This window comes from Glaesserella sp. (assembly GCF_041814905.1).
Lineage (GTDB): Bacteria > Pseudomonadota > Gammaproteobacteria > Enterobacterales > Pasteurellaceae > Glaesserella.
Window position 1 is genome coordinate 12186 of the sequence record NZ_JBGXYA010000080.1, and the last position, 15426, is coordinate 27611.

Sequence of the window (15426 nt, forward strand, 5' to 3'; positions counted from 1 at the left end):
TAAAAAATATTAATTTGCTTCTTGAGTGATCACTTCAGCAACACGCTTGGCTGCAAGCGGTGTCGACTTTTGGCGCGCTTTCACTGCCATTTCAGTGAGTAAACGGCGATCCGCCACTAACGGTTGCAGAGCCTTCAATAAACTTTCCGGAGAAAAATCTTTTTGTTCGATAATAATCGCCGCTCCGGCTTGTGCCAAATATTCGGCATTTAAAAATTGTTGGCGATCTTTATGTTGAAACGGCACAAAAACAGCAGGCAACCCGGCAGCGGCAATTTCACATACCGTTAATGCGCCGGAACGACAAATCACTAAATCCGCCCATTCATAAGCGGCTTTCATATCATCGATAAATTCGCTGGCGATACCATTACCGGTTGCTTGATAAACTTGTTCGACGCCCTCTAATTTGCCTTTACCGACCTGATGGCTGATAAAGACGCTTTCCCCTAAACGTTTTGCAACTTCCGGCACGGTTTTATTAATGACCATTGCCCCTTGGCTGCCTCCCATCGCCAAAATATTGATCGGATAACCTTTTTCAGCGAAACGTTGCTCCGGCGGTGCAATGTGAAAAAGATCTTGTCTTACCGGATTGCCGACCACTTCCGCATTAGGAAATGCCGATGGAAACGCTTGTAACGTTTTACGGGCAATTTTGGACAACCATACATTGGTCAAGCCTGCTACTGCATTTTGCTCATGAAGAATAATCGGCACACCGCATAATTTTGCCGCAATACCGCCCGGACCTGACACATAGCCCCCCATTCCCAATACCGCATCAGGTTGGTAATTTTTGATGATTTTACGCGCTTGTAATACCGCACGGAAAATCGCAAATGGAGCGGTAAGTAATGCTTTAATCCCTTTACCTTTCAAACCTGAAATCTGAATAAACTCAATCGGGATACCGTGTTTCGGCACTAAATCTGCTTCCATACGATCTTGAGTTCCTAACCAGCGGATTTCCCAACCTTGCTGCTGTAACTCACGGGCAACGGCAATGGCGGGGAAAACATGCCCGCCTGTTCCGCCTGCCATAACTAATAATTTCTTTGCCACTTTTTATTATCCTAATACTAATCGTCAATTAAATGAGCGTGTCCCACTTTCGCCAGACGGTTTTCATGATCTATTCTTAATAACACCGCAATGGCAATCGACATAATCACTAAACTTGACCCACCATAACTTACCAATGGAAAAGTTAATCCTTTGGTCGGTAATAGTCCGGAAGCCACGCCAAGATTTACAAAGCCTTGAATAAAAATCCAAACGCCGATACCAAAGGCAAAAAAACCTTTAAAACGTTGCTCTAAAATTAATGCTTCACGGCTGATTTTCAGTGCACGTAACGTTAAGGCAGTCAATAACAGTACAATCACGCCGATGCCGAATAAGCCAAATTCTTCACCAACCACGGCCATTACAAAGTCCGTGTGAGCTTCCGGTAAATATTCTAATTTTTGTACAGAATTACCTAATCCTCTTCCCCACCATTCTCCCTGACCAAATGCCATTTGTGAGTTGGATAATTGGAAACCGTCACCATAAGCGTCGGCAAAAGGATCCATAAAGGACGTTACACGTTTTAAACGATATTCGGAACTCAATACCAAAAACGCAAACGCTAATCCGCCGGTAATCACTAATAAGAGGAACTGGAACTTTCGCGCTCCCATAATAAACAACATTGCAAACGTGAGAACAAATAATACCGCTGTACTACCTAAATCAGGTTGCAATAACAGTAATATACTAAACAGCCCTAAAATCACCATTGGTCGGACAAAACTAAAACTTCTGGTACGCATTTCATCAAATTTACGCACATAAAAACTAGAGAAATAACAAATTACCGCTAATTTTGCCAATTCTGCCGGTTGGAAGTTAATGGGACCAATCGGAATCCAACGAGTCGCCCCGTTTACGTTTTTACCGACGAATAAGGTTGCCAGCAACAAACCTAAAGAAATAACGAAAAACCAGCCGTTAAATCGCTCCCAACGTTCGCTCGGTACCTGTACAAAGAATGCACAAGCACAAATTGCCGCAATAACATACAGACCGTCACGAACAGCAAAGTGAAACGGATCATTATACAAACGGGTACTGATCGGAATGGAGGCCGATGTTACCATCACTAAGCCAATCATCAGTAACACGATAAACAGCCAAATCAAACTGCGATCATAAAGAGCATTCGGAGGGGTTAAATTCGTCCACTTTGCCCATTCCTGTTTCACACTCTCAAGCATTAGGAGACTACTCCCTGCGCAAGTTCGGCAAATTGTTTACCTCGTACTTCAAAATTCGGGAATTGATCCAAACTAGCGCACGCAGGTGAAAGCAAAACCATATCACCCGCTTTCAATTGCGGACGAATCGCTTCTACCGCCTCTTTCATCGTTTCAATCAACACGCTTCGTTCACTTAATTGCGCGAGCTGCGCACCATCTTTACCGAAGCAGTAGCAAATAATATTTTCTTTATTAATCAAAGGTTTCAATTCAGTGAAATCGGCATCTTTACCATCACCGCCCAACAATAAATAGAGCGTTCCATCCACTTTTAAGCCGTTCAACGCTGCTACTGTACTGCCGACATTAGTCGCTTTAGAATCATTAATCCAACGCACTCCGTCATGAGTCGCTACAGGCTGGAAACGGTGCTCCAAACCACAATAACTTTTCAGGGCTTTCACAATACCTTCGCGCGGAACGCCTGCCGCTTCAGCCAACGCTATTGACGCTAAAGCGTTCATCTCATTATGGCGACCTTTAATTACCATCTCTTTTATCGCAATTATCGGCTCTTCACCGGAATACAGTACCCCATCACGGACACTGTAATCTGCCTCATGTTCTGCAAATTTACGCAAAGATCCGACCGCTTGTAACGGGTAAGTTTGCGGATCCTCACCGTTTACAATGATATGTTCCGCATTTTCATAAATGTTGAGCTTCGCTTGGCGATAATCTGCAATACTGTCGTAACGATCCATGTGATCTTCACTCAGATTTAAAATCGTCGCCGATTTTGCTTTTAATGAATGGGTTGTTTCTAATTGAAAACTTGAAAGTTCAAGCACATAGAGATCATAATCGCCACTCAATAAACTTAAAGCCGGCACACCGATATTACCGCCCATACCAACTTTAATTCCCGCCTGTTTCGCCATTTCGGTCGTTAAAGTCGTCACGGTACTTTTACCGTTTGAACCGGTAATCGCAATAATCGGCGCTTTTGCTTCACGACAAAACAACTCAATATCGCCCACCACTTCAATGCCTGATCGAATAGCTTGCTGAATTTCAGGTGTAGCAATCGCAAGCCCCGGACTGATTACAATCAGATCAGAGGCAAGTAACCATTCAAGATTAAGACTTCCGGTATGTAGCGGAATATCTTTCGCCAACTTATCTGCACCGGCAGGCTGCTGACGGGTATCAATGACCTGTACTTTTGCCTTTTTCTCTACTAAAAAATCGACACAAGATAAGCCGGTTTTTCCTAAGCCGATAACCGTTACTAATTTGTCTTGATATTGATTTTGCATATTTTATTCTCTTCCAATTTTTTGAATTTGGCGGATAAAACCCACCATGCAAATTTTTAACGCAGTTTTAATGTCACCAATCCAATCAACACTAACATTAATGTGATAATCCAGAAACGGACGATAACACGAGGTTCCGGCCAGCCTTTCAGTTCAAAGTGATGATGAATCGGTGCCATACGGAAAATACGTTTTTGGCGAAGCTTATAAGAACCGACCTGTAAAATTACCGACAAAGCTTCCACCACAAATACACCGCCCATTACAACTAACAGTAATTCCTGACGAACCAATACTGCAATGACACCCAAAGCACCGCCCAGTGAAAGTGAGCCGACATCGCCCATAAAGACTTGTGCCGGATAGGTGTTAAACCACAAAAAGCCTAAACCAGCCCCAATAATTGCGGTACATAAAATCACCAATTCACTGCTATATTTGATATAAGGAATATGTAAGTATTGAGCAAAATTATAGTTCCCCGTCGCCCAAGCGATAAGTGCAAATGCACCCGCTACCATAATGATCGGCACGATCGCCAAGCCGTCTAAACCGTCGGTTAAGTTCACTGCATTACTGGTGCCGACAATGACAAAATAGGTCAATACAATGTAGAACAAGCCAAGTTGCGGCATCACATCTTTGAAAAATGGCACAACGAGCTGAGTTGCAGCGGTATCTTTTCCAATCGCATACATACCAAAAGCAGAAATCAATGCAATGACCGACAACCAAAAATATTTCCAACGGGCAATCAAACCATCGGTGCTTTTACGCGAAATTTTCCAATAATCATCAACAAAACCAACAACGCCATAGCCTAACAAAATAAATAATACAAACCAAACATAAGGATTTCTCAAATCCGCCCAAAGTAAAGTACTCGCACCAATCGCAAATAGAATCATTACCCCGCCCATTGTCGGCGTGCCGCGTTTTTTGTAGTGGCTTTCCGGACCATCGTGGCGAACTTCTTGACCGAATTTTAAAATTTGTAAGCGACGAATCACCGTCGGACCAATCCATAAACCAATAATCAGCGCAGTTAATAACGCCATAATTGAACGGAAAGTAATATAGGACACCACATTAAACGCAGTATTAAACTGCACAAGATACTCAGCTAGCCAAACTAACATTGCTAAATCCTTAAAAGAACAAAAAATAAAAAATCTAAAAAACTCGAGTTAAATGCCTAAGGAACGACATAATGCAGCCACTAACTCTTCCATCTTACGGCTACGAGAGCCTTTTACTAATAATACAAGCGGTCGGTTTTGCGCAATTTTTTGCAAAATAATCGGCAAAAGAAAATCATGCATCGCCGTTTTATCCGTAAAATGATGTGCCGAATTGTGACTGATTACCCGGCTTTCATTCCCGAAACTCACCACTAAATCCAGCTCTGCATCAGCAACGAAATCCGCGACATCTTGATGACAAGCCGCACTTTCTTTGCCCAATTCCGCCATATCTCCGACCGCCAAAATGCGGAAAGCCGGATAATTTTTCAACACCGACACTGCCGATTTCATCGAATCGACATTGGCGTTGTAACTGTCATCAATGAACAGCACATTTTGATTGATTTCTATCGGATAAAGACGCCCTTTTACCGCCGAACGCTGTTCTAATCCTGCTTTCACTGCAAGTAAGTCAGCGCCCACTGCCATCGCTAAAGAAGCTGCCGCCAAGGCATTACTGACATTATGCGCCCCCAAATAAGGCAAATTGATCTCCATTTCCCCTTGCGGCGAATGCAGCACAAAACGCGAACCGTTTAGCAGCAATTCCACATTTTCCGCCCAATAATCAGCGTAAGAATCTTTATCTTCACCGCTATAACTGAACGATTGTAACGGATGATCACCAATTTCTTTCTGCCACTGCGGGTAATAATGAGCAAGGTTAACAATCGCAATACCTTCCGGTTTTAAACCGCGATAAATCTCGCCTTTTGCTTGCGCTACGCCTTGTAATGAACCAAAACCTTCCAAGTGAGCGGGTGCTACGTTATTGACTAAACAAGCGTCCGGCTGAGCAATCGCCGTGGTATAGGCGATTTCACCGATATGGTTGGCACCTAATTCAATGACAGCAAACCGATGTTGCGGAGTCAAACGCAATAACGTCATCGGCACACCCAAATCGTTATTAAGATTACCAAAGGTATAAAGCACTTCATCTTCGCAAGCGGTCACTTTTTGCAAGATTTTTGCAGTCATCTCTTTTACGGTCGTTTTACCTGAAGAACCTGTCATCGCGACGGTTTTCGGATTTAACTCCGCTTTAAGCCATTTTGCCAGTTCGCCAAGAGCCAAGCGGGTATCTTCCACAATAATTTGCGGCACATTCACCGCCAATTCACGCTCAACGACTAAGGCGACACAGCCTTGTTCAATCGCTTTTTCCACATAATCGTGAGCATCAAATTTTTCGCCTTTTAATGCAAAAAATAAACCTTTTTCAACCGCTTGACGGGTGTCTGTACTGACGTTTTCAACAATAATCTCGCTACTACCGAGTAGTTTACCCTTTAGGATTTGGGCGAGTTGTTGGGTGGTTTGTTGTATCATTTATTACCTTATTTGTATTAACCCACCATACTAGATATGGTTCGGTAGAAATTAAAGGCATAGTTCATGCCGTAGGTCATCACCATCATCACAGCGACGATGTTAATGACGAAAAAGAACATCACCACTTTAGCATTACCTTCTTGCCAAAATAACTTCACCGTTTGCCAAAAACTCAGCGGTGTGTTGACTTCTATATTCTGCAATTCTTGTAAAGCTTTTAATGCTTTCTTAGCAAATGAGGCGATATTAACCGCCATAGTGCTGATTGCAATAAAGAGTGATCCTAAAGAAAACAACACCATGCCTACTTTTTCAAGGCTCCAATTTGGATTCTCTAATTCAGGCAATCCAAAAAACGCCAAAGAAAGAAAAAGTACCGTTGGAGTAAGATTCCTTAAAAATCCTAAATAATCGTCACCTAATTTAAAAATAAAGGCAGTAATCGTAATTCTTTGTTTATTCATCGATCCTAGCCAAGAAATTTTTTCGCCCATTCTTGATCCGAAAAGTGATATTTCTTCGTGCCAATAATTTGGTAATCTTCATGTCCTTTACCCGCAATTAAAATCACATCTTTTGGCTCGGCTTGGGCGATCGCTTGTTCAATAGCATATTGGCGAATATGCATAGACTGTACCGCTTTTGGTTTGCGGAAACCTTTCATAATATCGTTAAAAATCACATCAGGATCTTCGGTACGTGGGTTGTCATCGGTCACAATCACTCTGTCTGCTAACTGTTCGGCAATGCGAGCCATTAACGGGCGTTTACCGGAATCTCTGTCACCACCACAGCCGAAAACACACCATAAATTACCGTCACAATGTAAACGCGCTGCCTCCAACGCTTTTTCCAATGCATCCGGAGTATGTGCGTAATCAACAATCACCATCGGCATTTCGGCATCGGTTTCGCTGACCAAGCACTCCATACGCCCGCTCACACCGCTAAGCTGTGGTGCAGTTTCAATTAATTTTGCCAAATCATAGCCTAAAGCCAATAAACCGCCGAGTGCAGTCAACAGATTGCTGACATTAAAAACGCCGATTAAACGGCTCTCCAATTTGCCTTTTCCCCAAGAAGAGTCAAAAGTAATGGTTGCGCCTTTTAAGGTAAATTCGACCGTTTGTGCCTGAACCCATCGCTGTTGTGATAATTTATTTTTAGGATCGATGCTGATCGCCACCGCTTCCGGTAATTTCGCTAACCATTCACGTCCGATTTCATCATCGGCATTAATCACCTGCTGTTTGGAAGTCAGTTCACTGAACAGGCGAAATTTTGCCTGCGCGTACTCTTCCATGCTGTTGTGGTAATCAAGATGATCACGACTTAAATTGGTAAATAACGCTAAATCAAAATCTAATGCTTCGGCTCGATGCTGTACCAAGCCGTGGGAAGAAACTTCCATTGCACAAAAATCTGCGCCTTGTTCGACAAAACGGGCCAAATTATGCTGAATTTCAATAGCTGAACCGGTAGTGTTTACCGCTTCTTGTACTTGTCCGTATAACCCGTTCCCGATAGTCCCCATTACCGCAGATTTCCCGCCGAGTAAATTATTCCATTGAGCGAAAAGTTGAGCCGTGGTAGTTTTACCGTTGGTGCCGGTAATGCCGACTAACGTCAGTTTCTTGGAAGGTTCGCCATAAAATGCACCGGCGACGGCAGAAAGAATTTGTGGAAGGTTTGGCACGGAAAGGACTTTACAAGCGGTACGATCCGCATTGAATTTTGCAAATTTCGGCTCTAATTCAACTGCTTGTTGAGGCGCATTCGCCTCGGCTAACACTAATTTTGCCCCTTGTGCAATGGCTTTTTCAATAAATTGGCGACCATCAACCTGATGCCCTTTTAAGGCGACAAATAAGTCACCTTGCTGAACTTGGCGGCTGTCTAAAGTCATATTATTTAAATCGGTCAGTTCAGTCCAAGTTGTCAGTTCCGGGAAAAAAGGAAGTAAACGGTTCATTATTGCCTCTGTTATCTTATATTGATGCAACGATGTTGGTTGCACCGAATTTTCTGCTGTTTTAAAAACGCTCAAGGCACGAGCAATGCTCGCGCCGAGATATTTGTACTAGTTTGTTTGATGTCCCCGAATTTCCCTTACGGCACTTTTCATATCCTCCGTCAGGTTATCGGGTTTTATATTACGTGCCTTAAGTGTATAGCCCATAATGCTTGAAAATAACGGTGCGGAAATTGCTCCACCATAATAGGCACCAGCTTTCGGTTCATTAATCAGTACGACTAAAGCAAAACGCGGATCGCTCGCCGGCGCAATACCTGCAGTGTAAGCGATATATTTTTCAACATATCTGCCTTTTTCCAATTTACGCGCCGTACCGGTTTTGATTGCTACACGGAAACCGTCTACCGCCGCTCGCGCACCACCCTCACCTTTATGGGCGACACTTTCCATCATATGAACCACTTCACGGGTAATTTTTTCAGGAAGTACACGCTCACCAATCACCGGAGGATCGACTTTAGTAATCGAAAGTGGACGATAAATCCCAAAGCTTCCTAATGTTGCATAAGCTCTTGCTAACTGTAACGGTGTGACATTCAAACCGTAACCGTATGCCATAGTGGCTCGCTCAATTTCCGCCCAACGTTTGCGGTCACCGTTTGAACCGCGTTGCTCACCTAGCCCTAATCCAGTATCTTTACCAAAACCGACTTTAGAATAGGTATCCACTAATGCAGTTGAAGGCATACGCAAAGCTAAACGGCTCACACCAATGTTACTCGATTTTTGCAAAATACCGGTCAAACTTAAACTTTCACGCGGTGCAACGTCTTTGATCGTATGCCCGTTTACCACAAACGGACGAGTGTTGATTACTTCACTCAGATAAGTGACTTTATTTTGTAAAGCCGTTAATACTACCAATGGTTTAACCGTCGAACCCGGTTCAAAGGTATCGGTAATTGCTCGGTTACGCGCTAATTCCGATTTGAATTCACTTCGATTATTCGGATTGAACGACGGTGCGTTTGCCATTGCCAACACTTCGCCGGTTTGAATGTCAACCAAAACCGCCGTACCTGACTCTGCTTTATTTTCAATTACGGCTTTTTTGATTTCACGATAAACCATTGATTGCAGTTCTTCGTCAATGCTTAGTATTACATCTTGCGCATCATATTTTTTCTCATCACGCACATTTTCAATCACATTACCGCGTGCATCCTTACGGATAATTTTTTTACCGTCTTTACCAATCAATAATGAATTAAAACTACGTTCTAAACCTTCACTACCGTTTTTATCGTCTTTATCGGTGAAGCCGACTAATTGCGAGACTTCCTCTGCCAACGGATAAAATCGACGAGATTCAATTTTTAACACTAATCCATTAATTTTTAAGGCTTTTGCATAATCCGCCATCGTTTCTGATTCATGACGTGAAATATAAAAAAAGCGATCATCTGAAGCCTCATATAATTTGTCCATTAAGGCGTTATATTTCATCCCCAAACCTTTAGCGAGTTCTTGCATTTTCTCACGATCAAGGGATGCGGCTGAGTTTTCAGCATAGATGAAAGCAGAGTCCGGATTATTACGTACTTTCGCAATTAATTCGTTATAATCCAAGCCTGTAGAACGGGCAAGTAAGGTCCAATAACCTTCATTTTTTGTATTCAAAATAACCCGCGGATCATACTTTTTCTCTTTCTTTTTGCTATCGGTTTTACTTTTAATAAAATTATTTACACTTGCTTCTATTTTTCCTGCAGACACGCCCATTTCCATCGCCAATTTACGCCATTGATCTTTGTTGCGTCGCAACTTAGTATCAAAATATTCTTTCGGATCAATGGTAATTGAATACATCGGCACGCTGATAGATAATACCCGACCGTTACGATCTAAAATCTTGCCCCGTGTAAAAGGAAGCTCTGTCGTGCGAAGAGAACGGTCATTTGCCTCAGAAATTAAACGTGCTGAATCCGTCACTTGTAGAAAGAAGCTTTGAGCGATCAATGCAACAACCATTACGGCAATAAAGACATAAACCATCCAAAAACGCGAAGGTAAGAAACTCGGCTCGCTTTTAATACTTGCCGCTTTTTGTGATTCTAACGCCGATACCTCTTTTTTTGGCTTAAACTTAACTGACTTTCTCATTGTTACTCTACTAAGATAATTTCTTGTGATTTTTGAACAGGCTGTAAACCGAATTTTTCAGCGACCGCTTCAATTCGGGATTTTTGGCTTCTGGAATTTTCTTCTAGTTGTAAATGTATATATTGGCTTTCCAATTTTTGATGTATTTGAGCTAACTTTCCTTGCTCTGCCGTTAATAAACGGGTGTGATGAGTGAGCCAAATTGTTGCAATTGCACTTACAATCACCCCCACCAATAAAATTAGAGCAACTTTATTGTGGCTGGTTAAATCGTCTAAGATAATTTGACGTAACGGATAGCGTTCATTTGACATTATCTTTTCTCCGCAACTCTAAGCACGGCACTACGTGAGCGAGGGTTCGCATCAATTTCCGCATCACTTGGCATAATTGCTTTACCAATTGTTTTCAAAGGAATATTTTTATTTAATTCACTTTCTAAAATCGGTAATCCTTTCGGCACACTTTCCCCTTTACTCTGTTTTCGCATAAATTGTTTTACCATTCGATCTTCGAGAGAATGGAAACTGATAATGGATAAACGCCCTTCCGGCGCCAACACCTTTACTGCCGATTGCAAGATTTTTTCAAGTTCATCTAATTCGCTATTAATAAAAATACGGATTGCTTGAAAAGAACGCGTTGCCGGATGTTTATGTTTATCCTTAAACGGCACGGCGTCGGCAATAATTTGCGCGAGTTGTAATGTGCTTGAAATCTTCTCATTTGCAAATTTATTGAAAGAAACGACCGCTTGTGCGATACGTTTTGCAAAACGTTCCTCTCCAAACTCTTTTAATACCCAAGCGAGATCTTCAACACTCACTTGCGCCAACCATTCCATTGCGGATAAGCCTTTGGTAGTATCCATTCTCATATCCAACGGACCGTCTCGCATAAAGCTAAAGCCGCGTTCCGCTTCGTCAAGCTGTGGAGATGAAACACCTAAATCCAATAAAATACCGTCAACTTTACCGATCAGCTGTTGCTCTTCACAGATTTGCGGAATCTCTGAAAATGTGGTGTGAATGATCTGAAAACGAGGATCGTCAATAGTTTGTGCTTCTGCGATCGCTCTCGGATCACGATCGATTGCGATTAAGCGACCTTTTTCTCCCAATTTACTCAGAATCAGACGAGAATGTCCTCCTCGTCCAAAAGTACCGTCAATATAGATACCGTTTGGCTGAATATTTAATCCATCAACGGCTTCATGTAATAATACCGTGATGTGTTTTTGGGTATCGCTCATCTTATTATTTTCCAATCTCTACGTTTTCTAATGACTACAAAGAGAGATTTTTTAACGCATCACAATTCAGCATTTCCGCCGAACTGCCTAAAGCAAGATCTTCGGCAATTTGTGATTGCCATTGTTTGTCTTGCCAAATTTCAAATTTATTTAACTGCCCGACCAACATAATGTGTTGTTCTAATTCTGCATGTTGACGTAGCGCCGGACTTAATAAAATACGTCCTGCCGAATCCATTTCACATTCCGTAGCAAAACCTTGCATCACTCGCTGAATTCGACGCTGCATCGGATCAAAGTTAGAAAGCGCTAAAAGTTTTTGCTCAACAATTTCCCATTCATGTAACGGATAAAGCAGTAGACAAGGTTGGCGAATATCCACCGTACAAATCAATGCACCTTGATGTTTTTCAAGCAATTCTGCACGGTAACGCGTTGGAATTGCCAAGCGCCCTTTGCTATCCAAATTGATTGAAGCTGCTCCACGAAACATGACTGCCGTACCTTAAAATCGATCCTTTAACGTTAATATTGATGTTAAGAAATGAAAAAAGTTCTCCACAAAACACCACTTTTTACCACTTTTTTGGAATTCTATCGATTTAACATTAGAGGAGCAAGCTGTTTTCAAAAATAAACGAGATAAATCTTAAAAACGGCGTCGAATGAAATGGTTAAAAAGTGAAAAAAGAAAAAATAAATAGATGAGGCAATTAATGATTATTTTTTATTCAACATAAAAATGACGGTAATTTATACACTGTACTATGCCTATAAAAAAACCTCCTGATACAATATAGGAGGTTTTAATAATATATAAATTTAATTAATCACTACTATATTCAGTAGGTTAGATAAATTTAACCGCCAAAATTTGCCGGTAAATTCTTTAACATATCAGTCCAAATTGACGTACTCATTTGGCGATTAAGCGCCATACAATTTGCAGCTCTAACCGGATCATTACTTTCACAAGCGGCTTTGAGCTCCTGATAAAAAGCAAAGATTAATTGACGCGATCTCGGTTCAGCAAAAAATAGTGTGGCTATTTGCAGATAAAGATCTTTAAAACTGTTTAAGATCAATCCGTAAACCGGTTTATTCGCAATAAAGGTAAAACTGCGATAAAGCGCATAATCAAATTCAGCATAATCTTGGGCAGAGTCTTGTAAAGTATCGAGAGGTTTGAAAAGTTCAAGGGAAGATTTGGAATCAAGGCGAATCGCTTCCGGAATATAATATTCCCCCATCCTTGTACGCAGTGAAACGACGTTTGCAATAATCATCGGTACAACGGAAGCATCTAATTTTATCAAAGTACTAATAATATTAGGTCCGGCTGTTTCCCATACATTATTCACCCTGGTAGGTTTACCGTGTTGAATATTCAACCATCCATCCCGAGCCAACCTTTGCAAGACTTCGCGTAATGTTGTTCGAGTGACGCCGATAATATCGGCCAATTCCCGTTCGGCTGGTAAATCTGAACCTGCTGGAAAATGATTATTCCAAATACTTTTTACTATATATTCTTCAGCAAGAGCCGCTGGGCTTTGTGCTTTTAAAATGTCAGACTTATCCATAGTGAGATCCTGATAAAGAGTTGGAGAAGAACTCCATAATAATCATCAAAAGTGTGATTTAGTTATCAAAAATGAAAATGTTATACTGCTAAGATAACTTTCTGTATTATCCTTTAAACCAAACTATATTACAATCCGCATATCTTTATCTTAGCTAAAAATATACTATGACTAACGCTGATGCTTTTTTTAAGAATTTTTTAGGTAAAACGCCAGAATGGTACAAAATTTGTATTATCGGTTTTCTGATCATTAATCCCCTACTTTATTTTTTTATCAGCCCTTTTGTCGCAGGGTGGGCATTAGTTGCCGAATTTATATTCACTCTTGCAATGGCATTAAAATGCTATCCTTTGCAACCGGGCGGATTACTTGCCATTGAAGCCGTCATTATCGGCATGACAAGTGCGGAGCACATAAAAAAAGAAATTATGGCAAATTTTGAAGTCGTCTTACTTTTAATGTTTATGGTTGCCGGTATCTATTTCATGAAGCAACTTTTGCTTTATGTCTTCACAAAATTAATCATCTCCATCCATTCCAAAAAAGCCTTATCTTTAGCATTCTGTTTAAGCGCGGCTTTCCTTTCTGCTTTCTTAGACGCATTAACCGTTATTGCAGTAATAATCAGTGTGGGGATCGGCTTTTACGGTGTGTATCATAAAGTGGCTTCCGGTAACAGTTTCGAAGATTCTACCGATATTACCAATGATGATAAAATCATCACTAATAAACAAATTTTGGAACAATTCCGCGGTTTTCTACGCAGTTTGCTGATGCATGCAGGTGTCGGCAGTGCGCTAGGCGGCGTAATGACTATGGTCGGCGAACCACAAAATTTAATTATTGCCGCTCAAGCGGATTGGGGCTTCAAAGAATTCTTCTTAAGAGTTTCACCGGTCAGTTTTCTTGTGTTGATTTGCGGCGTGGCTACTTGCTATTTGGTTGAAAAATACAAATTATTCGGTTACGGCGACAGATTACCGCGTAAAGTGTGGATTGTTCTTGCTCAGTATAATATCCAAAAAGAACGTAAAATGACGAAACAAGATCGCTTAAAACTGGTCGTTCAAGCGGTTGCCGGCGTTTGGTTAATTATTGGTCTTGCTTTGCATTTGGCCGAAGTCGGCTTAATCGGTTTAACCATTATTATTATTTGTACCGCATTCTGTGGTATCACAGACGAACATGCATTAGGCAAATCCTTTCAGGACTCATTACCGTTCACTGCATTATTAGTGGTATTCTTTTCCATAGTTGCGGTAATTGTAGATTTAAAATTATTCGATCCTATCATTCAGTTCGTGCTTTCCGCCGAGCAAGATTCACAATTAGCGCTGTTCTACGTTTTCAACGGATTACTCTCAACCATCTCCGATAATGTTTTTGTCGGAACCGTCTACATTAATGAAGCAAAAAATACGTTTGCTTCCGGAGCCATTAACCGTGAACAATTTGATTTAATTGCTGTCGCAATTAACACGGGAACAAATCTTCCTTCCGTTGCAACACCAAACGGACAAGCTGCATTTTTATTCCTTTTAACATCATCGCTTGCTCCATTAGTAAAATTATCGTACGGTAGAATGGTCTATATGGCATTACCTTATACGATTGTACTCTCTGTGGTCGGCTTCTTATGCGTAGAATTTGTACTGCCGCCATTAACTGCATTAATGAATAACTGGGGTTGGATATTGACCCGCTAGTATTTAAGGATTCTTATGTTTCAATATTTTAAAGAGCTTTCTCTGACTCGAGGCGCATGGTTACTCTTAGTCATCAGTTGCGCCGTTTTGGAAGGAATTGCGCTTTATTTTCAACACGGTATGGGATTAAATCCCTGTGTGATGTGTATTTATGAACGCATTGCATTATTAGCCATTTTAATTGCGGGTCTGATAGGTTTACTTGCTCCGCGCTTTGCGATTATTCGTTGGTTAGCATTATTACTCGGCTTATACGGCGCAGGTAAAGGCTTAGCGTTGGCGGTTAAACATACGGACTATCAACTCAACCCCGCTCCGTGGAATCAATGTTCGCCTTTTGTAGAATTTCCGTCTACATTACCATTAAATAAATGGTTTCCGAACTTATTTGAAGCAACCGGAGATTGTAACCAAATTACTTGGCAGATGTGGGGGCTTTCCATGCCACAGTGGTTGATTGCCATTTTTGCGGTTTATTTAGGGATCCTCCTTTTAGTCACATTAAGCCAATTTAAACGTAGCCGACGCCGAGGACGCGATCTGTTCCACTAGCATCAATATAACAAGCGGTCTGTTTTCTTGATAATTTTGCAAAATATCCTT

The 15426-nt window shown here is 41.4% G+C and carries 14 protein-coding genes; 2 read left to right on the plus strand and 12 right to left on the minus strand.

The window, feature by feature from the left end:
* Window positions 1-9: 9 nt before the first annotated feature.
* The 12 genes from murG to fadR all read right to left on the minus strand — a co-directional run bounded on the left by murG (window position 10) and on the right by fadR (window position 13114).
* Complete coding sequence (gene murG / locus ACEYJ7_RS10745) at window positions 10-1065, minus strand: undecaprenyldiphospho-muramoylpentapeptide beta-N-acetylglucosaminyltransferase (RefSeq protein ID WP_373779094.1); 1056 nt, start codon at window positions 1063-1065, stop codon at window positions 10-12.
* Between the two features lie 17 nt (window positions 1066-1082).
* Window positions 1083-2261, minus strand: a complete 1179-nt coding sequence (gene ftsW, locus ACEYJ7_RS10750) for a putative lipid II flippase FtsW (protein WP_373779095.1) — start codon at window positions 2259-2261, stop codon at window positions 1083-1085.
* Window positions 2261-3562 (minus strand): UDP-N-acetylmuramoyl-L-alanine--D-glutamate ligase, encoded by a 1302-nt coding sequence (gene murD, locus ACEYJ7_RS10755; protein WP_373779096.1) that lies wholly within the window; start codon window positions 3560-3562, stop codon window positions 2261-2263. The genes ftsW and murD overlap by 1 nt, the downstream gene beginning before the upstream one ends.
* A gap of 56 nt (window positions 3563-3618) precedes the next feature.
* Window positions 3619-4701 carry a phospho-N-acetylmuramoyl-pentapeptide-transferase gene (mraY, locus tag ACEYJ7_RS10760; protein WP_373779097.1) on the minus strand — a complete coding sequence of 361 codons (1083 nt, stop codon included), beginning with the start codon at window positions 4699-4701 and terminating at the stop codon, window positions 3619-3621.
* Between the two features lie 48 nt (window positions 4702-4749).
* Window positions 4750-6138, minus strand: a complete 1389-nt coding sequence (murF, locus tag ACEYJ7_RS10765) for a UDP-N-acetylmuramoyl-tripeptide--D-alanyl-D-alanine ligase (RefSeq protein WP_373779098.1) — start codon at window positions 6136-6138, stop codon at window positions 4750-4752.
* Window positions 6139-6155: 17 nt separating this feature from the next.
* The gene (locus tag ACEYJ7_RS10770; RefSeq protein WP_373779099.1) at window positions 6156-6605 is read right to left on the minus strand and encodes a hypothetical protein; all 450 of its coding nucleotides are present in this window, start codon (window positions 6603-6605) and stop codon (window positions 6156-6158) included.
* 5 nt (window positions 6606-6610) lie between these two features.
* The gene (gene murE / locus ACEYJ7_RS10775; protein ID WP_373779100.1) at window positions 6611-8113 is read right to left on the minus strand and encodes a UDP-N-acetylmuramoyl-L-alanyl-D-glutamate--2,6-diaminopimelate ligase; all 1503 of its coding nucleotides are present in this window, start codon (window positions 8111-8113) and stop codon (window positions 6611-6613) included.
* Window positions 8114-8221: 108 nt separating this feature from the next.
* Window positions 8222-10279: a penicillin-binding transpeptidase domain-containing protein gene (locus ACEYJ7_RS10780; RefSeq protein ID WP_373779101.1), complete on the minus strand. Its 2058-nt coding sequence runs from the start codon at window positions 10277-10279 to the stop codon at window positions 8222-8224.
* A 2-nt stretch (window positions 10280-10281) separates the two neighbouring features.
* The gene (ftsL, locus tag ACEYJ7_RS10785) at window positions 10282-10596 is read right to left on the minus strand and encodes a cell division protein FtsL (protein WP_373779139.1); all 315 of its coding nucleotides are present in this window, start codon (window positions 10594-10596) and stop codon (window positions 10282-10284) included.
* On the minus strand, window positions 10593-11531 hold the full coding sequence (rsmH, locus tag ACEYJ7_RS10790; protein WP_373779102.1) for a 16S rRNA (cytosine(1402)-N(4))-methyltransferase RsmH: 939 nt from the start codon (window positions 11529-11531) through the stop codon (window positions 10593-10595). Before rsmH ends, ftsL begins: the two co-directional genes overlap by 4 nt.
* A gap of 34 nt (window positions 11532-11565) precedes the next feature.
* Entirely contained in the window at window positions 11566-12024 is a 459-nt protein-coding gene (gene mraZ, locus ACEYJ7_RS10795) for a division/cell wall cluster transcriptional repressor MraZ (protein ID WP_373779103.1), read from the minus strand.
* Between the two features lie 367 nt (window positions 12025-12391).
* Entirely contained in the window at window positions 12392-13114 is a 723-nt protein-coding gene (fadR, locus tag ACEYJ7_RS10800; RefSeq protein ID WP_373779104.1) for a fatty acid metabolism transcriptional regulator FadR, read from the minus strand.
* Window positions 13115-13281: 167 nt separating this feature from the next.
* Here fadR and nhaB point away from each other — a divergent pair, with 167 nt between their 5' ends.
* Both nhaB and dsbB read left to right on the plus strand, forming a co-directional pair.
* On the plus strand, window positions 13282-14823 hold the full coding sequence (nhaB, locus tag ACEYJ7_RS10805) for a sodium/proton antiporter NhaB (protein ID WP_373779105.1): 1542 nt from the start codon (window positions 13282-13284) through the stop codon (window positions 14821-14823).
* Between the two features lie 15 nt (window positions 14824-14838).
* The gene (dsbB, locus tag ACEYJ7_RS10810; RefSeq protein ID WP_373779106.1) at window positions 14839-15375 is read left to right on the plus strand and encodes a disulfide bond formation protein DsbB; all 537 of its coding nucleotides are present in this window, start codon (window positions 14839-14841) and stop codon (window positions 15373-15375) included.
* Window positions 15376-15426 lie beyond the last annotated feature (51 nt).

What these genes read in the sequence shown, in the direction of transcription:
- murE (WP_373779100.1), bottom strand. Translation starts at nt 8,113, where the DNA reads ATGAACCGTTTACTTCCTTTTTTCCCGGAACTGACAACTTGGACTGAA.
- rsmH (WP_373779102.1), bottom strand. Translation starts at nt 11,531, where the DNA reads ATGAGCGATACCCAAAAACACATCACGGTATTATTACATGAAGCCGTT.
- mraY (WP_373779097.1), bottom strand. Translation starts at nt 4,701, where the DNA reads ATGTTAGTTTGGCTAGCTGAGTATCTTGTGCAGTTTAATACTGCGTTT.
- fadR (WP_373779104.1), bottom strand. Translation starts at nt 13,114, where the DNA reads ATGGATAAGTCTGACATTTTAAAAGCACAAAGCCCAGCGGCTCTTGCT.
- dsbB (WP_373779106.1), top strand. Translation starts at nt 14,839, where the DNA reads ATGTTTCAATATTTTAAAGAGCTTTCTCTGACTCGAGGCGCATGGTTA.
- mraZ (WP_373779103.1), bottom strand. Translation starts at nt 12,024, where the DNA reads ATGTTTCGTGGAGCAGCTTCAATCAATTTGGATAGCAAAGGGCGCTTG.
- ftsW (WP_373779095.1), bottom strand. Translation starts at nt 2,261, where the DNA reads ATGCTTGAGAGTGTGAAACAGGAATGGGCAAAGTGGACGAATTTAACC.
- ACEYJ7_RS10770 (WP_373779099.1), bottom strand. Translation starts at nt 6,605, where the DNA reads ATGAATAAACAAAGAATTACGATTACTGCCTTTATTTTTAAATTAGGT.
- murF (WP_373779098.1), bottom strand. Translation starts at nt 6,138, where the DNA reads ATGATACAACAAACCACCCAACAACTCGCCCAAATCCTAAAGGGTAAA.
- nhaB (WP_373779105.1), top strand. Translation starts at nt 13,282, where the DNA reads ATGACTAACGCTGATGCTTTTTTTAAGAATTTTTTAGGTAAAACGCCA.
- ACEYJ7_RS10780 (WP_373779101.1), bottom strand. Translation starts at nt 10,279, where the DNA reads ATGAGAAAGTCAGTTAAGTTTAAGCCAAAAAAAGAGGTATCGGCGTTA.
- murD (WP_373779096.1), bottom strand. Translation starts at nt 3,562, where the DNA reads ATGCAAAATCAATATCAAGACAAATTAGTAACGGTTATCGGCTTAGGA.